Annotated in this window: 25 protein-coding genes; 1 reads left to right on the plus strand and 24 read right to left on the minus strand. The window is 63.4% G+C overall.

The window, feature by feature from the left end; all coding sequences use genetic code 11:
- Positions 1-163: 163 nt before the first annotated feature.
- From OXC99_00675 to OXC99_00690, 4 genes are all read right to left on the minus strand, one after another.
- Entirely contained in the window at positions 164-3538 is a 3375-nt protein-coding gene (locus OXC99_00675) for a hypothetical protein (protein ID MCY4623513.1), read from the minus strand.
- Between the two features lie 480 nt (positions 3539-4018).
- Positions 4019-4246 (minus strand): hypothetical protein, encoded by a 228-nt coding sequence (locus OXC99_00680; GenBank protein MCY4623514.1) that lies wholly within the window; start codon positions 4244-4246, stop codon positions 4019-4021.
- A 64-nt stretch (positions 4247-4310) separates the two neighbouring features.
- Complete coding sequence (locus OXC99_00685) at positions 4311-4559, minus strand: hypothetical protein (GenBank protein MCY4623515.1); 249 nt, start codon at positions 4557-4559, stop codon at positions 4311-4313.
- 474 nt (positions 4560-5033) lie between these two features.
- Complete coding sequence (locus tag OXC99_00690; GenBank protein MCY4623516.1) at positions 5034-6356, minus strand: MFS transporter; 1323 nt, start codon at positions 6354-6356, stop codon at positions 5034-5036.
- A 259-nt stretch (positions 6357-6615) separates the two neighbouring features.
- On the opposite strand from OXC99_00690, the gene OXC99_00695 reads away from it, so the two are divergent.
- Complete coding sequence (locus tag OXC99_00695) at positions 6616-7245, plus strand: redox-sensing transcriptional repressor Rex (protein ID MCY4623517.1); 630 nt, start codon at positions 6616-6618, stop codon at positions 7243-7245.
- 74 nt (positions 7246-7319) lie between these two features.
- Here OXC99_00695 and OXC99_00700 read toward each other — a convergent pair whose 3' ends face one another.
- The 20 genes from OXC99_00700 to map form a co-directional block, all read right to left on the minus strand.
- The gene (locus OXC99_00700; GenBank protein ID MCY4623518.1) at positions 7320-7766 is read right to left on the minus strand and encodes a F0F1 ATP synthase subunit epsilon; all 447 of its coding nucleotides are present in this window, start codon (positions 7764-7766) and stop codon (positions 7320-7322) included.
- An 8-nt stretch (positions 7767-7774) separates the two neighbouring features.
- Positions 7775-9172 (minus strand): F0F1 ATP synthase subunit beta, encoded by a 1398-nt coding sequence (atpD, locus tag OXC99_00705; GenBank protein MCY4623519.1) that lies wholly within the window; start codon positions 9170-9172, stop codon positions 7775-7777.
- 27 nt (positions 9173-9199) lie between these two features.
- On the minus strand, positions 9200-10060 hold the full coding sequence (atpG, locus tag OXC99_00710) for an ATP synthase F1 subunit gamma (GenBank protein ID MCY4623520.1): 861 nt from the start codon (positions 10058-10060) through the stop codon (positions 9200-9202).
- Positions 10061-10064: 4 nt separating this feature from the next.
- Positions 10065-11579, minus strand: a complete 1515-nt coding sequence (gene atpA, locus OXC99_00715) for a F0F1 ATP synthase subunit alpha (protein MCY4623521.1) — start codon at positions 11577-11579, stop codon at positions 10065-10067.
- A gap of 60 nt (positions 11580-11639) precedes the next feature.
- The gene (locus tag OXC99_00720; GenBank protein MCY4623522.1) at positions 11640-12185 is read right to left on the minus strand and encodes a F0F1 ATP synthase subunit delta; all 546 of its coding nucleotides are present in this window, start codon (positions 12183-12185) and stop codon (positions 11640-11642) included.
- 3 nt (positions 12186-12188) lie between these two features.
- Positions 12189-12707 carry a F0F1 ATP synthase subunit B gene (gene atpF, locus OXC99_00725; GenBank protein ID MCY4623523.1) on the minus strand — a complete coding sequence of 173 codons (519 nt, stop codon included), beginning with the start codon at positions 12705-12707 and terminating at the stop codon, positions 12189-12191.
- 26 nt (positions 12708-12733) lie between these two features.
- Positions 12734-12967: an ATP synthase F0 subunit C gene (locus OXC99_00730; protein MCY4623524.1), complete on the minus strand. Its 234-nt coding sequence runs from the start codon at positions 12965-12967 to the stop codon at positions 12734-12736.
- 235 nt (positions 12968-13202) lie between these two features.
- Entirely contained in the window at positions 13203-14129 is a 927-nt protein-coding gene (locus OXC99_00735) for a F0F1 ATP synthase subunit A (GenBank protein MCY4623525.1), read from the minus strand.
- Positions 14130-14558: 429 nt separating this feature from the next.
- Positions 14559-15113: a bifunctional nuclease family protein gene (locus OXC99_00740; GenBank protein MCY4623526.1), complete on the minus strand. Its 555-nt coding sequence runs from the start codon at positions 15111-15113 to the stop codon at positions 14559-14561.
- A gap of 221 nt (positions 15114-15334) precedes the next feature.
- On the minus strand, positions 15335-15754 hold the full coding sequence (gene rpsI / locus OXC99_00745; protein MCY4623527.1) for a 30S ribosomal protein S9: 420 nt from the start codon (positions 15752-15754) through the stop codon (positions 15335-15337).
- A gap of 21 nt (positions 15755-15775) precedes the next feature.
- The gene (rplM, locus tag OXC99_00750) at positions 15776-16249 is read right to left on the minus strand and encodes a 50S ribosomal protein L13 (protein ID MCY4623528.1); all 474 of its coding nucleotides are present in this window, start codon (positions 16247-16249) and stop codon (positions 15776-15778) included.
- The gene (gene truA, locus OXC99_00755; protein MCY4623529.1) at positions 16234-17094 is read right to left on the minus strand and encodes a tRNA pseudouridine(38-40) synthase TruA; all 861 of its coding nucleotides are present in this window, start codon (positions 17092-17094) and stop codon (positions 16234-16236) included. The genes rplM and truA overlap by 16 nt, the downstream gene beginning before the upstream one ends.
- Positions 17095-17113: 19 nt before the next feature.
- Positions 17114-17497, minus strand: a complete 384-nt coding sequence (gene rplQ, locus OXC99_00760) for a 50S ribosomal protein L17 (protein ID MCY4623530.1) — start codon at positions 17495-17497, stop codon at positions 17114-17116.
- Between the two features lie 17 nt (positions 17498-17514).
- Complete coding sequence (locus OXC99_00765) at positions 17515-18603, minus strand: DNA-directed RNA polymerase subunit alpha (GenBank protein MCY4623531.1); 1089 nt, start codon at positions 18601-18603, stop codon at positions 17515-17517.
- A gap of 59 nt (positions 18604-18662) precedes the next feature.
- The gene (rpsD, locus tag OXC99_00770; GenBank protein MCY4623532.1) at positions 18663-19289 is read right to left on the minus strand and encodes a 30S ribosomal protein S4; all 627 of its coding nucleotides are present in this window, start codon (positions 19287-19289) and stop codon (positions 18663-18665) included.
- An 8-nt stretch (positions 19290-19297) separates the two neighbouring features.
- Positions 19298-19681 (minus strand): 30S ribosomal protein S11, encoded by a 384-nt coding sequence (rpsK, locus tag OXC99_00775; GenBank protein MCY4623533.1) that lies wholly within the window; start codon positions 19679-19681, stop codon positions 19298-19300.
- Positions 19682-19732: 51 nt separating this feature from the next.
- Complete coding sequence (gene rpsM, locus OXC99_00780; GenBank protein ID MCY4623534.1) at positions 19733-20116, minus strand: 30S ribosomal protein S13; 384 nt, start codon at positions 20114-20116, stop codon at positions 19733-19735.
- Between the two features lie 21 nt (positions 20117-20137).
- Complete coding sequence (gene rpmJ, locus OXC99_00785; GenBank protein MCY4623535.1) at positions 20138-20251, minus strand: 50S ribosomal protein L36; 114 nt, start codon at positions 20249-20251, stop codon at positions 20138-20140.
- A gap of 24 nt (positions 20252-20275) precedes the next feature.
- The gene (gene infA, locus OXC99_00790) at positions 20276-20494 is read right to left on the minus strand and encodes a translation initiation factor IF-1 (GenBank protein ID MCY4623536.1); all 219 of its coding nucleotides are present in this window, start codon (positions 20492-20494) and stop codon (positions 20276-20278) included.
- Positions 20495-20523: 29 nt separating this feature from the next.
- A complete protein-coding gene (map, locus tag OXC99_00795) occupies positions 20524-21300 on the minus strand; it encodes a type I methionyl aminopeptidase (protein MCY4623537.1) in 777 nt (258 codons plus the stop codon).
- Between the last annotated feature and the right edge of the window lie 8 nt (positions 21301-21308).

Here is a 21308-nt window from a genome sequence, read left to right on the forward strand (position 1 = left end):
GTGCATACCGGTATCCAGAAACCCCGCACCCCAACCCCCTCCGCATCACCCAGCTCCCCCCCACACACAACGCCAAGCCCGCCCCCCAGGCAAATCGAAGGGGGCCTCCCCCCGCGAGGAGGGAGGCCCCCAATTGGCCTTGCCTTGGCGATGCTACGGGGCGTTACGGGATGAGCACCCCGTCCGCGGTGGCGTAGAGCCAGTAGCCCTTGCCCACCGTTACCGGCGCCTTCAGGACGACCCGGTCGTTGTCGTCGAACTTGTTGGGGTCGTTCTCGTCCGCGCCGACGGGGTCGGCCTCAACCACAGGATCTGCAGTCGAATCGGCCTTCACTGCGTCACCGGTGTCGCGTTCCGTGTATGCGCCCATCTGGCACGGCTCGGTCCCGTCCAGCACCTTCTCCGCGTCAGGCTTCTTGCCGGTGCATGGGTTGGTGTCATCCACGCCCACGGTCACCGTGTCGCCGGGGGTCACGGAGCTCCAGACCCTGGACAGGGTTTCAAAGGTCAGGGCCTTCAACCAGCCCGCGTTGGAGCCGGACCTGAGGGTGCCGAAGTAGTCGTCCGCTGCGACGCCCTCAGGGGCGGGCACGGAAATTGTGATCACGGGCACCAGGTTCCAGCCTTCCACCACTGTGACGGCGGGCGGCTGAATGTTCGCTGAGGCAGAGGTCGTCAGCGCCGGCCGCAACATCTTCAACGGCTGGAAGTTCTCCGTCCGTACGAAGTAGGCCGTACTGGCCGTCATCGCGACGATGTCGCCCACAAAGTTCCCCGTCTCCGTGTCCCGGCGGGAGAACAACCACGTCTGGTTGACGTTGTCAAAGGTCATGACAATGCTCACCGGGTGCGTGGGCGGTATCACGCTGTTGATGGCCGGGTTGGCTGGCTGGAAGGGCAGCGAGATCAGGTTCCAGCCGGGAGACAAGTCGATCTCCACCGGCTTGGGCTTGACCACGTCCCAGGATGCCTTCAGGTCCGCGGATCCGTCGATCTGTGTGTTCCCCGCCTGGTCCACGGCCTGCACCGTCAGCGTGTAAGCGCCGATCTTGGGGTTCAGCAGCGGAATGGTGAACTTCACGTTGTCCGGCGTGGTGACGCCCGTGGTCAGGTCTATGGTGCTGGGCTCCGTGGTGCCGTCCGGAAGCCGGATGCTCAGCTTGGCGGAGGTCAGCGTCACCGTCTTGTAGCTGTCCCGCGCGTACTCATCCCCTTCCATCGTAAAGTCCACCGTCACGATGAGAGGGTCAACCTGCTCCACGTTGTCGGCGGTGCCGGACTTGTTTGCCACGTCCTTAACGCTGGCAACGTCGAATTGCGGAGGCACGCCCTTGTTCAGCTTCTTGTCCAACTCAAAGGTGAAGGAGCCGGGGTCGGCCGCGGAATCACTGTCGCCCGCCGTGCTCTCGACCTCACTGGTGTCCGCGGCCTTCACGTAGACGCTGAACTCTCCGCCGTCGGAGTTCTCATGCGTGTAGGTGTAGCTCATGGAACCCGTCTGCCTCACCGGACTCCTTGCAGTCGCGCCCTCGGCTTCGGCTTCGGCGTCGCCATTGGCGGCGGCCTCGGTGACGTACACCGTCGGCGTCGCGTTCAGTTGCTCGTCCGTGGTGATCGTGACCGTCACCTTGTCGTTGCTCAGGTCCGCGCTCTTGGACAGGTTGAGGTTCGGCCCCAGCTTGTCAACGGCCCTTGTCCGCACGGCGGTCACGGCGTTGCCGGCCTTGTCCCGGATCTGGGAACCGGCGATGTCCACCCACGGCCTCTCCGTGGAACCCAGGTTGTCCGCCAGAGTCAAGTAGACTCTGTTGCCGACCGTCCGCACGGACTCCACCGTGTGGCCGCTGACGCTGAAGGCGGCTTCCGTCACGGTGTCGGCGTCGATGCCGCTGCCGGGGGCGGTGCTGTCGGTCTTGCCCTCGTCCGCGAAGGTGACCTTGATGGAGTTCTTCTGGGCCTTGTCCGCCTTCGTGGTAGCGTTGTAGCCAATGCCCGTCACCACCGGGTTGCCGCTGGCCAGCGCCGGATTGACGCTGTCTATGGTGATGAGGTTGGTGCCAAGGATCTCATAGGTGTCCTTGGGCGCAGGTTGGCAGGCGGTAAGCTGGTCGGCTGCGACCTCGTCATCTTCACCATTCTCCTTGGTTCGGGTTGCAGTAGTAACCGTGGCGGGGGCGGTAGGAGCAGTGCGCGTATAGTCGTCTCTAGCATCAACCGGGCACTGATAACCGCCCGTTCCGATTAGAGGGGTGGAATCGGCGGCAGCGGAGTCGCTAGGGACATCCTTCACCGCATCGTCAAAGAGCGGGTCGTACGTCTCTCCCGCCGTTATTTCGTTCGCGACCACGAAAGTGCCGTTTGACCCCGTAAAGGTTACGGACTGGTTGTTGCTCACAAACGTGTTGGTCCCAACCTTCTTGCTCACTCTGACGCGGCTGCCCAGGAAGGTGTTATCGCTGAGGTTGCCGCTGAATTTGCTGTCGACTATCGTTCCCGCCGCGCTCCCCACGCCGGCAGTGCCGGAGACGGAGCCGCTGGTCCGCTGCGAGTTGTTGGCCTCGTCTCGCACCTCGAAGTACCACGGCACGTTGGTGGCGATGGCCTGCAGGGCGGTGGAGTTGAGGGTCTTGCTGACCCGCCAGCCGTCGTCGATCTTGGTGAAGTCGCCCTCGACGAGGTTCACCACGTTGCCCGCGACCACCAGGCGCACGCCGCCCTCCCTGGTCAAGCTATTGTTTGCGGGAGGATCGCCGTCCGAGGTCAGGATGCCTGCGTCAGACAGGTTCGCACCGAGCCCGTTGTCGCCCGTGAACTTGGCGGCGAAGCCGGAGACGCTGTCCGTGATGTCCGCGCTGAAGGTGATGTTGGCGTTCCCCTTGACTATGAGGCCGGGAGCAGGGGAACTGGACACCAGGGACGGCCTTCCGTTGTCCACCCTCACCGTCTTGACGGAGCCGAAGGTGTTGTCGTCGGGTGTGTAGCTCACCTGGATCCGGTTGCCGTTGAAGGCCTTCACCTGGTAGGCGTTACCGGTGGTGCATTCGCCCTCGTCATAGGCACTGTCGGTGGTGCCGTCACCCGATTCACCGTTGATGTCGCACCTTGCGTCCACCAAGCCGCTGCTCTTGTGAACGGCCTCAATGGTTACAAGAGCGGCAATGGGGATGGTCTTCGGGTTCGCGTCCGGCCCGTCTAGCGCTGTGCCGTCCGCGACAGCAACCTTTTGCGTCACCCGCGGCAGGTCCAGGTTCTGGATCGTCACCTCGCCATCGGTTACGGCCGCGATTGTAAACAGGTTGTCGCCAGTGGAATTCTCGTCGGGGGCGCCGGTAGTAGGTTCTTCAGCGTCCGCCGCATTGTCCCCTGACCGGTCATACAGGGTGCAGCCGGCTAGGCTGTTGGAGCAGACAAACGACTGGGATGGCTCTCCCGGTCCCGGCGTCTGCGCCTGCACCGTCGGCTGCGTGCTCAGGCCCATGACCACCAGCAGCAGCGCAAACGCTGCCAGGGCCGCCGTCATCTTGAAGTATCTGTTCATTGTCCTTCCCTTTCGTGGGTGTTTGGGATGTCCCCTCGGCCCCGCCGGGGGAGTGTTCATCTCGGCCTCCCCGCATTCCCTGCGGGGTCAGCCGTCACGGTCCGGCTCTGGAGCGGGTCCCGCATCGGCTCGCCCAAGTGCGCCTCCGTTCGCCCCAAGGCTCTCGTGGGAGCCTGTCCTGAGGCTCTCGCCTGTCCTGAGGCTCTCGAAGGACGCGGGCGGACGCCAACGCGGGATAGCCACCTCCTTTCGGCGGCTCACCGGCGCCCCGCCCCCCCAGGGGCAGACGCGATGCAGCGCTCGCCAGTCTGTACTCCGTCACCTGGACCTTCTTTCTTAGCCCTGTCCTGAGGCTCTCGAAGGGCCCATCGGCCATAGCCAACAACACGGCACAGCCCAAAGGGCCTGTCCTGAGGCTCTCGAAGGGCTCCTCAACCCTATAACGGAACCCCGCCAATGTTTGTTCCACCACCCCGGCGGCTAGCCCTGGAAGGCGGCAAACCCCCCAATGATGGCGGCGGCAAGGACCACCGCCCCGCCTAACACCGCCAGCGTCAGCCGGTCGATGCGGGCGTTGACGGCGGCGATAGCCGCCGTGTGGACGCGCTGCTGCTCTATCACCATCTCCAACAACCCCTCCAGCCGCCCAACACGAAGGGCAAGCTCCTGGGCCTGCTCGGTCTGCGGTGGCTGCTGCTGCGTCGTCATCGCCGGTCACGCCTCCGTGGGGAAGTATACCACAAGCAGGCGGGGGAGCCGGGCGGGAACGGAGCTAGCCCTGGAAGGCCGCAAACCCCCCGATGATGGCGGCGGCAAGGACCACGGCCCCGCCCATCACAGCAAGCGTCATCCGATCAATGCGCTCGCTCAGCCGGTCGATGCGGGCTTCCAAACGGTCCATGCGATCGCTCAGCCCCCGCTGCTGCTCTATCACCGCCTCCATCAACCCCTCCAGCCGCCCAACACGAAGGGCAAGCTCCTGGGGCTGCTCAGTCTGCGGCTGGTCCTGCTGCGTCGTCATCGCCCCTCACGCCTCCGTGGGGAAGTATACCACACCCCCCACCCCCAACCCGTTCGCCCTGAGGGAAATCGAAGGGCCCACCCTGACACAACCCCCTTGCGACTACACCCCCAACCCCGCTACCCTCCCCCCATGTCGACTAAAGCCCCAACCACCAACGCCGCCGCCATCACAACAGGCGCCCCCGAAAACCCCCAACCAGAGGCCAAAATGCAAAAAAAATTGGACTCCAACCTAAAATCCGACACATCCCCTACAAAACAAACCAGAAACAACCTCCCCCCCACCTACGGCGTTCCGACGCACAAATACCAAACCAATCCCCCTCCCGTTCGCCCTGAGGGAAATCGAAGGGGGAACCGGGGCCCGCAGGCCCGCCGGCGTCGGGGTTGGGCCGTTCGCCCTGAGGGAAATCGTTGGGCCGTTCGCCCTGAGGGAAATCGAAGGGGGAACCTGACCCCCCGCACCCCAGCCCTAAAACCGCCCCCGCAACTCCTTGAACACCAACGCCACCACAATGAACAGCACAAGCGCGCACACCCCGCCGAACAGGAACCCTGCCGAAATCCCGTACGCCCGCACAATCCCGCCCGCCATCGCCGCCCCCAGGCTCGTCAGCGCGAAGTCCAGCATGAACAGGCTCAGCACCCGCCCCCGCAGCGTGTCCGGCACAATCGTCTGGATCAGCGTATTGTTGGTGGCCATATAGAACATATGCATCGCCCCCATCACCACCATCACCAGCATCGACACCATCAGCGTCGTCGTCATCGCGAACGCGATCGTCGACACCGCCGCCCCCATCGCCGCCGCCAGCAGCATCAGCCCCTTACGACGCGCGCTCCCCAGGCTCGCCAGCGCCATCGTCCCAATCAGCGCCCCCACCCCGAAGGCGCTCAGCAGGAACCCCAGCCCGCGGTCCGGATTCTCCAGCACCTCCGCCGCGAACACCGGCATCACCCCGTTCACAAAAGACATCAGAAACAGCGACGGAATCATCCCCAGCAAAATCAGCGCCAGGATCACCGGCGTCCGCACCGCGTACGCCACCCCCTCGCGGAAGTTCGTCAGGAAAGACTGCCGCGCGCTCCGGGACCAGTCCTCCTGCGGGATCCGAAGCGGCCACACCAGCAGCGCCACCATCGTGAACGCCACCGCCTGAATGAAGAAGTTCGTCGAAGGCCCCACCACCGCAATCAGCACCCCGCCGATCGCCGGCCCAATGATCCGCGTGACCTGGAACGCCGCGCTGTTCAGCGCAATCGCGTTCATCATCTCTTCCCGCGGCACAGAGTTCGCCACCATCGCCTGCCGCAGCGGATTGTTCATCGCCCACCCCGCGCCGAACAGGAACGTGAACGCGTACAAGTGCCAGATCTCAAGAAAGTCCGACCACACCAGCAGCGCGAAGACCAGCCCCAGCAGCGCCAGATACACCTGCGTCGCCATCAGCAGCTTCCGCCGGTCCATCCGGTCCGTCAGCACCCCGCCCAGCGGCCCCGCAATCAGGAACGGCACCCCCCGCAGCCCCAGCACCGTCCCCGTCAGCAGCGCGTCCCCCGTCAAATGGAACGCCAGCCACCCAATCGTCACCTGCTGCACCCAATTCCCCGCGCTCGCCATCAACGTACTGGCCCACAGCAGCCGGTAGTTCGGATACCGGAACGACGTGAACGTCCGAAGCTGCGTCAGCCCTCGATACGACAGCCGCCCCCGCAGCCCCCGCGACGAGCCCTCGCCCGCCGCCGCCTCCACGGGCGCCTCGGACCTCCCGCGCTGCTCCAACGTCCCGGCCACCCCTTCACATCCAGTTCAACAACCCGCCAAGTATACCACCCGCACCCTGACACCAAGACCTTGCCCCATCCTCGACCCAGTGCGTACCATGCGCGCAGACCCGCCGCCCGCCCACCCCCGGCCGCTGGGCGAAAGAAAATTCTTGGAATAGAGCCAGGCAACTCAATTGCACCGAAGCCGCTCCAAACTTGACGCTACATACACCCCGTACCTACAATGAGCCGTCCCGGAGCCCACTCCCAGGGAGGCTCACCAACCCATGGAAGTCCCCGAGGTCGTTGTAAACAGGCTCCCCCAGTACGTGCGAGCCCTGCGCCACCTCCAGGCCCAGGGCAACGACGTCGTCAGTTCCCAGCTCCTCGGCCGCACCCTCCAGATGACCCCGGCCCAGATACGAAAGGACCTCAGCTACTTCGGCCGCTTCGGCAAGCAGGGCCGCGGCTACACCATCGCCTACCTCCTCGCGGAGCTCCAGGACATCCTCCAGCTGGACCACGAGTGGAACATGGCAGTAGTAGGCGTAGGCCGCCTCGGCCGCGCCATCATCAGCTACCCCGGCTTCGCCCCCGAGGGCTTCAAAGTAGTGGCAGCCTTTGACGCCGACGAACGCCAGGTAGGCCAAAGCATAGGCGGCCTCATAGTCCAGCCCATGACGGACCTCCCGGACACCGTCCGCCAGAAGAGCATCCAGATAGGCATCGTAGCCGTGCCCGCCGCCCAGGCCGCAGACGTCGTTGACCAGATCACCCTCTGCGGCATCCGCGCCATCCTCAACTACGCCCCCGTCAACACCCACACCCCCCAGGAGGTGAAGGTCCGCAACATAGACCCCGTCCTCTCCCTCCAGTCCATGACCTACTACCTCCGCTCCAACGACACCGGCAGCTAGCCAAAAGAAAGAGGCGGCCCCACAGGACCGCCCCCTGTCTCCCTTAGTCAGCGCTCCAAGCGCTCGCCCAGCGCCTACTCTGCCGCCCCCGGCTGTGGTCCCCCGCCGGGAACGCGGCTCCGACGCCTCCGCGCCACCAAGACGCGAACCTGCGCCCGCCGCAGCGCCGCCACCGCCTGCTGCAAGTCCATGTCTGACTCCCGCGTCGCGATGCGCTCCTCCGCCCGGCGCATCGCCTCCTCTGCGCGCTCCAGCACAATCTCATCGGCCTGCTCCGCAGCATCGGCCAGGATAGTCACACGGTTATCCAGCACCTCCAGGAACCCGCCAGTGACCGCTATGGACTGCTCCTGCCCACCCTGCCTGATGCGCAGCTCGCCGGGGTTCAGTGTTGTCAGCAGCGGCGCGTGGTGCGGAAGGATGCCCAGCTCCCCGGCGGCGCCGGGTGCCACCACGGACTCCACCTCGCCGGAGAAGAGCAACCGCTCCGCCGTCACCATCTCGAACTGCATGGTCGCCATGACTGCTCCTAGCCCATCTTCTCGGCGGCTTCCCGGGCCTCCTCGATAGTGCCGACCATGTAGAAGGCCTGCTCGGGAAGGTCGTCGTGCTTACCCTCGAGGATCTCTGCAAAGCCCCGCACCGTCTCGGTGATGGGGACGTACCGGCCCTCACGGCCCGTGAACGCCTCGGCGACGTTCATCGGCTGCGACAGGAACCGCTGCAGCCTGCGTGCGCGGCCCACCGTCACCTTGTCCTCCTCCGACAGCTCCTCAACACCCAGAATCGCGATGATGTCCTGCAGGTCGCGGTAGCGCTGCAACACCGCCTGCACGCCCCGGGCCACGCGGTAGTGCTCATCGCCGACCACTTGCGGGTCCAGGATGCGCGAGTTGGAGGCCAGCGGGTCCACCGCCGGGTACAGCCCCTGCTCCGCAATGGACCGCTCCAGTGAAATGATGGCGTCCAGGTGCCCGAACGTCGCGACAATGCCCGGGTCGGTGTAGTCGTCCGCCGGCACGTAGATGGCCTGAACTGAGGTGATGGATCCCTTACTGGTGGAGGTGATCCGCTCCTCCAGCGCGCCCATCTCCGTGGACAGCGTCGGCTGGTAGCCCACAGCAGAGGGCATCCGGCCCAGCAGCGCCGACACTTCCATGCCCGCCAAGATGTAGCGGTAGATGTTGTCGATGAACAGGAGCACGTCCTGCCCCTCGTTGTCGCGGAAGTACTCCGCCATGGTCAGACCCGTGAGCCCGATTCGCGCGCGCACGCCCGGCGGCTCGTTCATCTGACCGAAGACCAGCGTCGCATTGCTCAGCACGCCGGACTCCCTCATCTCATTCCAGAGGTCATTGCCCTCGCGCGAGCGCTCGCCCACGCCCGCAACTACTGAGAATCCCTGGTGAACCCGTGCGATGTTGTGGATAAGCTCCAGGATGATCACCGTCTTGCCTACGCCGGCGCCGCCGTACGCGCCGATCTTGCCGCCACGTGCGAAGGGGGACACCAGGTCGATGACCTTGATGCCCGTCTCCAGCATCGATGTGCTGGTCTCCTGCTCCTCGAAGGCAGGCGGCTCCCGGTGGATGGGCCACCGCTCCTCCGCGGGCACTTCACCCAAGCCATCCAGCGGCTCACCAAGCACGTTGAACAGGCGGCCAAGAGAGCCGCGGCCCACGGGCACGCTGACAGCCTCGCCTCGGTCGACGACCTCGGTGCCGCGAGCCAGGCCCTCCGTCGGTCCCAGGGCCAGGCAACGCACCCAGCTGTTCCCCAAGTGCTGCTGCACCTCGAGCACCAGCGCCTCGCCGTCAAGGTCCAAGGCGACAGCGGAGTGAATGGCCGGCAATCCCTCCGAGGGGAACTCCACGTCCACCACGGTCCCGATGACCTGCACTACGTGTCCAACGGTTCCAAGAGCCATGATCCACCTACCTCTTAGCCTGCATATTTATTGGAAGGTCAGGTTGCCGCCGATGATGTCAAGTAGCTCGTTGGTAATGGCTTCCTGCCGCACCTTGTTGGCCGCCAGCGTCAGGTCCTTCACCAAGTCTTGCGCGTTTTCTGTCGCGTTGCGCATGGCCACCATGCGGGCCGATTGCTCGCTTGCGATGCCTTCCAGCACCGCGTGGTAGAGCTCCATCTCTACGTAGCGCGGGAGCAGAGCGTCGAGCACCTCGGCCGGTATGGGTTCATAGATGTAGCCCACGGCGTTGTCTGCTGCCAGCTCCGCCGGCGCCACAGGTAGAAGCTGCTGCAACGTCGGCCGCTGCACGATTGTGTTCACGAATTGACCGTACGAGATGAACACCGCGTCGGTCTCGCCCGACGTGAAGGAGTCCATGATGAGCCGGGCCAGCGGGACGATTTCCATCAGCGTCGGCCGGTCGCCAAGGCCGTCAAAGACCGCCTGAACTTCGCGGTTGGCACGGATCATGAAATCGCGCCCCTTTCGTCCGACGGTGACAACAGACACCGGGGTGCCGGCGTTATCCTCCAGGATGAACGAGCCAGCACGGCGATTCAGGTTGCCGGGAAGCGCCCCACACAGGCCCCGGTCCGGGGTCACGTGCACAAGCGTGGCTCGCTCAATGGACCGGGTCTGCAGGAGCGGGTGCGAGTCCTCGTTGCTGGGCATGCCGGCAAGGTGGGAGAGCAACTCAGCCATCTTCTCCGCGTAGGGCCGAGCAGCCATCGTTGCCTGCTGTGCGCGGCGCATCTTCACTGCCGCCACCATCTCCATGGCGCGCGTGATCTTACCCGTGTTCTGCACCGTGCGGATGCGCCGACGTATCTGTCGTAGACTTGGCATTGCGTTACGCCGCCGCGAAGCCCTTCTGGAACTCCTCTATTGCAGAGCGAAGGGCCGCGGTGTTCTCCTCCGTAATGTCGTTGGTCTCAACGATGCTTCGGCCAACCTCTGGGTGGGCCGTGTCCATGTACTGCGTGAACTCGGACTCCCAGCGCTGAACGTCTGCAATGGGTACCTCATCTACGAAGCCGTTGCCCACCGCGAAGAAGGTCATCACCTGGTGCTCGAGGTTCTGTGGTCGGTACTGGGCTTGCTTCAGGATCTCAGTGGTGCGCTGGCCACGCTCCAGTTGCTGCCGAGTCGCTGCGTCAAGGTCGGACGTTCCGAACTGCGCGAAGGAGGCCAACTCCCGATATTGGGCCAAGTCCAGGCGCATGCGGCCAGCGACCCGCCGCATGGCGCGCCGCTGGGCACTGCCGCCCACTCGGGAAACCGAAAGGCCCGCATTCACCGCCGGGCGGTTGCCGGCGTTAAACATGTCGGCCTCCAAGTAGATCTGGCCGTCCGTAATTGAAATCACGTTGGTCGGGATATAGGCGGACACGTCGCCTGCCTGCGTTTCGATGACTGGCAACGCGGTCATGGAACCGCCGCCCTCCTCATCGCTCAGCTTGGCGGCGCGCTCCAGTAGCCGGCTGTGCAGGTAGAAGACGTCGCCGGGATAGGCCTCGCGGCCCGCAGGTCGACGTAGGAGCAGCGAAAGCTGGCGGTATGCCCATGCGTGCTTCGAGAGGTCGTCGTAGATGACGAGGGCGTCCCGTCCAGACTCCATGATCTCCTCTGCGATGGCGCAACCGGCGTAGGGGGCGAGGAATTGCAGCGCTGCCGAGTCAGCGGCGTTGGCGGCCACGATGATGGTGTGTTCCATCGCACCGGCCTGCTCCAGCGTTCCGAGCACGCCCGCGACCTTGCCCGCCTTCTGTCCGACGGCCACGTAGACGCACAACAGGTCCTTGCCTTTCTGGTTGATGATGGCGTCGATGCAAATGGCGGTCTTGCCGATGGAACGGTCGCCGATGATGAGCTCACGTTGGCCGCGGCCGATGGGGATCATGGCGTCAATCGCCTTGATGCCTGTCTGCACTGGCGTGTCCACCGACTTCCGCTTGGTCACGTCCGGCGCGACACGCTCCACGGGGCGGTTCTTAGTGCTGGCCACGGGACCCTTGCCATCAAGGGGACGTCCCAGCGGGTCGACAACGCGGCCCAGCAGGCCGTCGCCAACAGGGACCTCGACCATGCGCCCAGTTGTGCGCACTTGGTCGCCCTCCCGGACGGTATTCTCCTCGCCCAGGATGACGGCACCCACGCTGTCCTCTTCCAGGTTCAGCGCCATGCCGAACACGTTGTTGGGGAACTCCAACAACTCCGTGGACTTGCAGCCCGCTAGCCCGTGGATGCGGGCGATGCCGTCGCCGACGTCCATCACCACACCCACATCCACCATGGACACGCGGCTCTCAAATCCTTCTATTTGCTGCTTGATGACTGATACGATGTCTTCGCCACGAATGGCCATGCCTACCTCCATCCCGCACCGCGGGACCCTGCTTGTATCGCCACCTCGAGGGGTGGCGCGTTAGACCATACCCCGTGCAAGCGCACCCCGCAGTGAGTTGAGCCGCTGGCGTGCGCTGCCGTCTATGACGCGGTCGCCCACCCGAATGACCAAACCGCCCAACAACTCCGAGTCCACAGACGCGGTCACACGCACGTCGCCGCCCAGCACCGTCGAGAGCTGCTCAGCTATGCGCTTCGTGTCGTCCTCCGACAATTCCACGGCGGAGGCAACCTCCACGCGGACGACGCCCTGCGACGCATCGACGAGCTCCCTGAAGCGCTCGTGCACCTGCGGAAACGCCTGCACCGCTCGTGCCCGAGCAAGCAGATGCAACAAGTTGCCGGCGCCGTCGGTCATGTCCGGAAGGACGTGCCCCAACGCCCGCGCGCGCTCGTCCGCAGTTATCTCCGGTGCCTCCATCAGGGAGACAAACTCTGGCGTGCCAGCCGCTGCGGCAAGCGTTGCCAACTGCTCGTCCCATTCGGTAACGGCACCTGACTCCTGAGCAAGCTCAAAGAGCGCTTGCGCGTACCGCTTGGACGATGGCTGTCTTCGCCCCGCCATGTACTAGTTCCGCTGCGCCTCAGCGCTCTCGCTGAGTGCCCTTTCGATAAGGTCCCGGTGAGCATCGCGGTCCAGGGAGCGGTCGATGACGCGTTCCGCCGCGGTGATGGCCAAGTCGGCAAAGTGCTCGCGCACCTGCTCGATAGCTTGGTTGCGCTCCTGCTCGATCTGCGTACGCGCACGCCGGAGAAAGTCCTCCGCTTCCGCGCGTGCCCGCGCTTGCTCCCCCTCGCGGTAGCGCTCGGCGGCCTGTCGGGCCTCTTCCAGCACCTGCTGGCCGGCACGACGGGCCTCGCCCAACTGGGCCTCGAGCTCCTCGCGGGCTTGGGTCGACTCCTGCCGAACCCGGTCCGCCTCAGACAGCGAGTCCCGGATGCGCTCCGAGCGCTGGTCCAGCATGGCCAGGATGCGCTTGTACCCAAAGGCGTACAGCACCGCCAAGAGGATAGCGAAGTTTACGAGAAAGACTATCAGGCTGGGTATGTGAAACCCCAGCTTCTCCAATCCGTCCAAAAGTGCCACGGGAACCTCCTCCCGCGCCGGGCGTTCTACGCCACCAGCGCCAGGATGACCGCCACGATCAAAGCATAGATGCCCAATGCCTCGGCGAAGGCGATGGCCAGGATCATGTTGGTCAGAATAGCGCCCCGGGCCTCCGGGTTACGCCCCAGGGCGTTCATGGCACCCGCGCCTAGGATGCCGATGCCAAGGCCAGGCCCCAACATGCCCAGGCCGGCCGCAATGCCAGCGCCCAACAACTTCAACCCTTCCGTCTCTACCATTGTTCCTCCTTGCGCAGCCGTAGTAGATTTGCCTCGGCGGCGCTTCTTGCCTGTTTCCTAGTCCTGCCGGCTGGCATACAGCGCAAAGACGCCGCCTAAGGCGGCCGCGGCCAGACCTATCGCGACTACCACCAACGCCAGGATGACTACGTCCATGTCGTCCCCTCTTTCCGGGCGGCCCTCACACCGATGCCGATGCGAGGCCTGGATCCTCCTGAGTTGTGCTGCCTCGCCGCTAGTGCTCCCCCTCCGCTTCATGGGGCGCAACGGCAATCGCGGCAAAGACTACTGTCAGGGCCGCGAAAATCACTCCCTGTATCAGGCCAACCATCAGCTCCAGCCCGTAGAAAGGCACGGAGAAGATGAAGGTCACCAGGAACGAGGTCACCAAGAGCAGGATCTCTCCCGCCGTCATGTTGCCGAACAACCTGAAGGTGAAGCTGACCACGCGGACCATGTGGCTGACCGCCTCCAACACGCCGACAAAGAGGTCTATCAGCCCCGTAAGGATGCGTCCTCGCAGGAGATTGCCGAAGCGGATGAACTCCCCCAAATACCCGACGCCGTGGGCGCGGAACCCCAGGTATTCCACAACGAAGAAGGAGATGAGGGCCAGCGCTAAGGGCATGTTCAGATCCGTGCCTGCGGGACGCAGGAAGGTGGCGTAGATCTTATCGTCCTTGATGACGCCAAAGGACTGGTAAATGGGGATGAGGGCGAGCCAAGAGTTGAAGGCAACGAAGAAGAAGATGGTGGCCGCAAGGGGGAAAATGCCCCTCCCCTTGCCCGCGCCCATGACGCTCTCAACGAAGCTCAGCAGCGCCTCGACAATGGACTCCAGAAGCCCCTGCAACCGCCCCGGCACCAGCTTCATCCGACTGGTGCCCAGGACAAAGAGCAGGATGAGAACAACAGAAGTCACCAGCGATGAGAGGATGGTGTTGGTGACAACAAAGTCGAACCCACCCTCTTTGAGCTCATGTCCGGGATTGTCGCCAAGGATTTCCTGCGGGGCCAAGTGCACACCCGGCGTAGGGAGAAAGCTCTCTCGGTCGAAAAAAGCGGCGCCAATGGCGCCGGTGATAAATCCCGCCAATGCCAACGCCAATAGGGCAAGTGCCGCAAAGACCAGTATTCCCTTGGCGCTTCCGGAAATGGCCACGCCGATTATTCCTCCCTGGATCCCCGTTCTTGGTCACCCATCAGCGGCTGAACCATCCGGTAGAGCCCGTAAAAAGCAACCGCCGTCCCCAGTATGACTCCCACGATTATGAACACAGGTGTGGTGCCCAGCCACCGGTCCACCAAGTATCCGCCTACAATACCTATGACCACGGACGCAGCGACATACCACCCGACCCCCATGAGACGCAGAGCGAGAGCCCACGTTGGCATATACCACCTCAAAGAAGTCTGGTGAATCTTATCACTACCGTTTACGGCGCGTCAAACGTCCCCTTTGTCCTTTCTGTGGTGAATACCGCGCCTCTGAACATCGTTCCTGCATGGCATCGAGCGACTGAAAACGGGCACCAAAGCAAGAGGCCCCTACTAGGGGCCTCTTGCTTTGGTGGATTTGTTATCTCGGACGCTAGCTGTTTGGGCCCTTTCCGAGGTCTCCCAGGTCCAAGCCCTCCACAAAGTCCGCAAAAGCAGACATCCCGCGAAGTTCATCCTCGCCGGGCGTTGCACCCGGGGTCGGCTGGCCGCCTTCCACCGCCTTTTTGGCCTCTTCGTCAAGCTGTACGCCAGCTTTGCTTAGGACGCCCTCGTCCACAAAGATCGGCACGTTTGTGCGAACAGCAAGCGCGAGAGCGTCGCTGGGGCGCGAGTCGACCTCCTTGCTATGGCCGTTGGTGTTGTCTCCGTACTCAAGGATGATCTTGGCGTAGAAGGTGTCGTTCTGCAGATCACTTACCACCACTCTCTTCACCACCCCACCCATGGCATCGATGACGTTGCCGAGCAGGTCATGAGTGAGAGGCCGGGGCACCTTCACCTCTTGCAGCTTCACGGCGATTGCATCTGCTTCAAACTGCCCAATCCAAATAGGCAGATACCGGTCCGCGTCCTTCTCCTTCAGGATGACCACGCGCTGATAGTTCATCGGGCTGAGGCGGATGCTGTCGATGTACATCTCTGGCATAGTTCCCACCCCTTTCCGCAAGCTAGCGTCCCCTAGAGGAGCTGATTGAGAGATTGTATGTCTCAGCTATGAAAAGTGTCAACGAATCCGGTTGTTGCGCCAAAGGGGAATGGTTACTCGTGAGTCCTCGCCGAGAGTGGGTGCGGAAGACAATCAACCGCCCGTCTTGGCCCGAAGGTCATTGACGGGCGGTTGCGCATCCTCATGCTAGCGCTAGGGCGCTACCTCTTGGTGTACTGCGGCGCGCGACGGGCCCGTTTGAGACCGTACTTCTTGCGCTCCTTGATGCGGGCATCGCGGGTTAGCATTCCGTGGCTCCGCAGCAGCTTCCGAAGGTTTGGATCAAACGCCAGCAGACCGCGCGCGATTCCGTGCCGCAATGCGTCGCCCCAAGCGGCCAAGCCACCGCCGTGGCACTTGGCCACGACCGTAAACTTGCCGAGGTTGTCCGTCACTTGCAAAGGCTCCAAAGCCGCCGATTGCCATGTCACCCACGGCAACGCCTGCTCCAACGACCGGCCGTTTACCACAACCTCGCCGCCACCGGGATATAGTCGTACCTGCGCAACTGCATTCTTGCGCTTGCCCGTGCCATAGTAGTATTGCTGATCGCTGGATGCCTGTGCCGGCCGTGTCGTCATCTCGATTCCTTCCTTGCCGACCTAGGCGCTCTCGCCGGTCGCCTGTCTCTCAGGGGCGTAGCCGGTGATCTGCGCCTGATGTGGATGGTCCGGACCGGGGTAGACCTTCATGCGCTTGAGCATGTGCCGGCCCATCGTGGTCTTTGGCAGCATCCCCCAGACAGCCTGCTCAATGATTTTGTTGGGCCTGCGTTCCAGCATCTTGTCCATCGTGACACTGCGCAAGCCGCCCTGATACCCGCTGTGCCAGTTGTAGACCTTCTGCTCGCGCTTCTTGCCCGTTGTGTGCACCTTGGCCGAGTTCACTACCACCACAAAGTCGCCCGTGTTGATGTTCGACGTGTAGATGGGCCGGTGCTTGCCTTGCAATATCGTCGCAATCTGCACGGCCAAGCGGCCAAGCGGCATTTGGGACGCATCGAACAAGTGCCACCGCGGGCTTAGTTCCGCCGGTTTCGCGACGTATGTGCGTGTCCGTTTTATGTTTGTTGCCATGACGGTTCCCCTTGCCCCGGATCCAACAGCCCGGGCCAGGGCTCTCCTCTCTCCTGCAGCCCTCGGGGGCCGCTGATGTCCAAGATTCCCTCCGGATAGACCACGTACATCAGGTAAAGGCCACATGCCGGCAGCGCCGGCCCCCCGCTTACCTCCACCGTTCCTTCCAGCAGTGGCAACACTGCCGACCCGCTCAATCGCCCTTGCCCGACGCGAACCAGCGTCCCGGCAATGCGTCTCGCCTGTTGCGGCAGGAAGGCGTTGGCGGTCATGTCGACGGCCACCACCTGCCCTTGCCGCCAGACCTTCACACTGAAGACCTCGCGGACCGTATCCCGGCGCCTCAATGAGGACGCTCTACAAAAAGCACGGTAGTCGCGGACGCCTCGAAAGGCCTCTGCCGCGCCGGCCATCGCCGCCAGATCCAGCTCCGCCCACACATGGTACGCGAACCGTCCCCATAGTGCCGATGGCGCAGGTTGGTTCAGCACGAGGTAGCGGTAGAGCCGCCGCCTTGCGCTTCGCCGCGGGTCAAAGTCCAAACCCACTTCCGCCGCTGCCGTAACCCGGATGTCTGGTGGAAGCACGCCATTCAGCGCCCTGGGGTACATGGCTGCGGGATAGCCCGCATTGGTCGTAAGGGCGACCACCTGTCCCCAAGCGTGCGCCCCGGCGTCTGTCCGGCCTGCGCCGTGTGTCTTAACGTACTTGCCCAAGAGATCCTGGAGCCCACGCTCCAACTCCCCTTGGACTGTTGGCCTCTTTGACTGTGTCTGAAATCCCCGGTATCCCGTACCGTCGTACTCAACAATCAGCGCGATGCGGCGCCGGGTTTCCAGGGTCACCCCTGCACCTCCGATCCGCCTATACCAACTCAATGAGTGCGATCGGTGCAGCATCCCCTTTGCGGAAGCCCAGTTTCATAATCCGGGTGTAGCCGCCGGGACGCTCCTTGTACTTAGGCGCCAACTCATCGAAGAGCTTGCGGATGACCTGATTGTCCTGCACAAAGGCGTAGGCCATCCGGCGGCAGTGCACGGCACGCGCCCGATTCTCCGGAGTGTCGCCGCCATCCATGGCCCGTGCCGCACGGCAACCCCACGAGATAAACCGTTCCGCGACCGGGCGCAGCGCTTTGGCCCGAGCCTCGGTAGTCTTGATTCGACCGTGCAGGATGAGCGACCGCGCCAACCCCTTGTAGAGCGCCCTGCGCTGTCCGCTGGTCCTGCCCAGCTTGTGGATGCCGATATTGTGACGCATGGCCCTTAGGTCTCCTTGGGAGATTCGTCCTGATCGTTGTCGTCTTCGTCCTCTGACAGTTCCTCGTCCGCTTCGTCCTCTGCCTCCATGTCTTCCACAATGGAGGCGATGGGCGCTGGAGGTTCAGCGTTCTTGCCCCAGAAGCTGTCCGGTACAGGCAGGTTGTTCTCCTCAAGCCGGGCTCGTAGTTCCTCCAGCGACTTCTCGCCGAAGTTGCGAATCTTGAGGAGTTCCTCCGCGGTGCGCTCCAGCACCTCGCCGACTTTGTTGATGCCGGCGCGCTTCAGGCAATTCAGCGTGCGCGAAGAGAGCTCCAGCTTCTCGACGGTAATGTTGTAAATCTCCGCCGGTATGCCGGCTCCGGGTCCGGACTCTCCACCAGTGTCCTTGCCTGCGCCGATGAGCAGCGCGCTGTGTTCCATGAGCACTTTGGCAGCCGTATGGACGGCGTCGAGAGGAGAGATGGTCCGGTCAGTCCAGACCTCTAGTACCAATCGCTCATAGTCAGTGACTTGTCCGACGCGGGTGTACTCCACACCGAAGTTCACCTTGCGAACAGGGCTGAAGATAGCGTCAACCGGCAGCGTGCCGATGGAGTAGCCGACCGCCTGTTGCGCCGGTACGTATCCGGTGCCGCGCTCCACGTTGAACTCCATGTTGAGGGTGCCTTCGTCTGAGTCCAGCGTCGCGAGATGTAGGTCGGGGTTTACAATCTCAAAGTCGGCCGGAGCGACGATGTCGCCGGCATAGACCTCGCCGGGGCCTCGGGCCTCGAGACGCAAGCGGCCGGGACGCTCCGTGTGGGCGCGCAGCCGGATGGTCTTCACCCGCTGAATGACCTCCATCACCTCCTCCTTCATGTGGGGAAGGGTGGAGTATTCGTGCAGCACGCCATCAATGCGGACCCACGTGACAGCGGCACCCGGAATGGAGCTCAACAACACGCGGCGCAGGGGGTTGCCCAGCGTCGTGGCGAAGCCGCGCTCCAGTGGCTCCAGCGTAAACTTGCCGTAGGTCTCGTCCAGTTCAATGGTCTTGACCTCTGGTTTGGGAACTGCCGGCCCAGGTTGTATGTCCTGGGCTGGCCCAATCATGACGAATGACTCCAATGTAACTGCTCCTCATTCGATACGGGTCCCGAAACTGACGGATGCTAGCGGGAGTAGAACTCCACGATAAGCCGCGTGTCCACTGCCGTGTCGACATCTCCCTCTTCCGGCAGGTCGGTAACGCGCCCTTTCATGTTGTCGGCATCAAGATCCAGCCAGCGGGGGATCGTCCGCTTGGGGATGCCTTCCTTGATTGTCAGGGCAAACTCTCGCTGCACGCTGGAGTCCTTCCAGCCGATTTCATCGCCTGCCTTCACCACGAAGGAGGGGATGTCCACCTTGCGGCCATTCACCGTGTAGTGGCCATGCAGAACCATCTGTCTGGCCTGTGCGCGGGAATCTGAGAAGTTCAACCTGTATATCACGTTGTCCAGCCGACGTTCCAAGAGCTGCAGCAGGTACTGGCCCGTAATCCCGGGGCGCTTTTGCGCCTGCACCACATTGCGCAGGAACTGATGCTCCCGAAGGCCGTAGGTGTAACGCAGCTTCTGCTTCTCGCGCAGCCGCACGGCGTAGTCCGAAGGCCGGCGTCGGGAGGGACGCGACGCCCCGGGAGTGTTACGGCGCTTCTCAATAGCGCATCTGGGGGTGTAACACCGTTCCCCCTTCAGGTAGAGTTTCTCGCCCACTTGCCGACATTGTCGGCACACGGGGCCGGTATATCGTCCCATATGCTCTCCTACACCCGGCGCTTCTTCGGCGGACGGCACCCGTTGTGTGGAGTGGGCGTCACGTCTCGAATGCCAGAAATCATCAGTCCAGCTCCCTGCAGGGAACGAATAGCGGCCTCACGGCCGGGGCCGGGACCCTTGAGGTAGACCTCCACTCGACGGAGCCCGTGCTCCATGCTCTTGCGTGCAGCGATCTCGGCGGCGCGGCCCGCGGCAAAGGCTGTGCCCTTGCGTGAACCTTTGTAGCCGGCGGTGCCGGCCGTACCCCACGCCAGCACACCACCCTGCGTGTCCGTCAGGGTCACGAGCGTGTTGTTGAATGTTGCCTTGATGTATGCCCGTCCGACGGGTACAGATTTTCGTTCCCTGCGGCGGACTCCCCTCCTGGCCATGGGCCTCCTTTGTCCATCGGCGCCCCGAACATCGCGGGCGCTTCTGCGTTACTATTTCTTGGCACTCGCGCGGCGGCGTCCGGCCACCGTCTTCTTGGGGCCCTTACGCGTCCGGGCGTTGGTGCGCGACCGCTGGCCATTCACAGGCAGGCCTCGCACATGGCGAATACCCTGGAAGCTCCGGATCTCAATCTTCCGGCGGATGTTCATCTGTACCTCGCGCCGCAGGTCACCCTCGACCTTGTATTGGCGGTCGACCACCTCGCGGATGCGGGAGAGTTGGTCCTCCGCGAGGTCGCGGACGCGCGGGTTATCCTCAATGTTGGCCTCGGACGCAATTTCCTTCGCCCTAGTAGCGCCGATGCCGTAGATGGCTCGCAACGCTATCTCAATTCGCTTGTGGTCCGGTATGTTGACGCCTGATACCAGTGCCATTGGTCCCTCCTGTTTCAGGCTCTAGCCCTGACGCTGCTTGTGCCGCTTGTTGATGCAAATAATCCGTACGACACCCTTGCGCTTGATGATCTTGCACTGCTCACACCGCTTTTTTATGGATGGTTGGACCTGCATATTGACTCCTTGCGCCCGCTCCAGCTACCGGAATCGGTAGGTTACACGACCTCGGCTCAGGTCGTACGGTGAGAGCTCCACCAGCACACGGTCTCCCGGCAGGATACGGATGTAGTGCATCCGTATCCTGCCGGAGGCATGGGCAAGCACTTCGTGTTCGTTTGCCAACTTCACGCGGAACACCGCGTTGGGGAGCGCCTCCTCAACCGTACCTTCAACTTCAATAGACTCTTTCTTCGGCATGCAACCCCTTGCCGGTGGTACCGGCGCACCTAATCCCGAAGCCGGGTCATTACCTCGGCTCCGTCCTCACCCACGGCCATGGTGTGCTCAAAGTGCGCCGAGAGGCGCCCATCGGCGGTCACCACCGTCCAGCCGTCCTCCAGTGTCCGGGTCCGCCACGTACCCACGTTCAGCATGGGCTCAACAGCGATGGCCATGCCCGCGCGGAGCATCTGCCCCCGGCCCGCCACACCGTAGTTAGGCACCTGCGGCTCCTCATGGAGCCTGCGCCCGATGCCGTGTCCAACGTACTCCCGAACGACGCCATACCCGCGGACCTCGGCGTACTTTTGCACCGCCTCGCCGATGTCGCCGAGGCGAGCGCCAGCCCTAACCTGCGCGATGGCCTCATTCAACGACTCGCGCGTTACCTCAATGAGCTGTAGCGCCTCCCCGGAGACTTCACCCACGGGCAGCGTCACCGCTGCGTCGCCGTGCATTCCGTCGACGATGGCGCCGACGTCGCACTTTACCAGGTCGCCTTCCTTCAGCACTCGCTTCCCCGGAATGCCGTGGACGATTTCCTCGTTCACCGACGTGCAGATCGTCGCCGGGAAGCCCAAGTAGCCCAAGAACGCCGGCTTGGCATCATGCCGTTGCAGCTCCTGCACGGCTACGTCGTCAAGGTCTTGCGTTGTCATCCCTGGCTCTACGGCGCGCGTGATAGCGGCGATCATCCTCGCCACCACTTGGCCCGCTTCCCGCATCGCCTCGAGCTCACGGGGCGACTTGATGGACGGACGCCGTGCCGCTTCCGGTGATTCCACAGGCTCAC

It is taken from the genome of Chloroflexota bacterium, assembly GCA_026713825.1.
Lineage (GTDB): Bacteria > Chloroflexota > Dehalococcoidia > Lucifugimonadales > UBA1127 > UBA1127.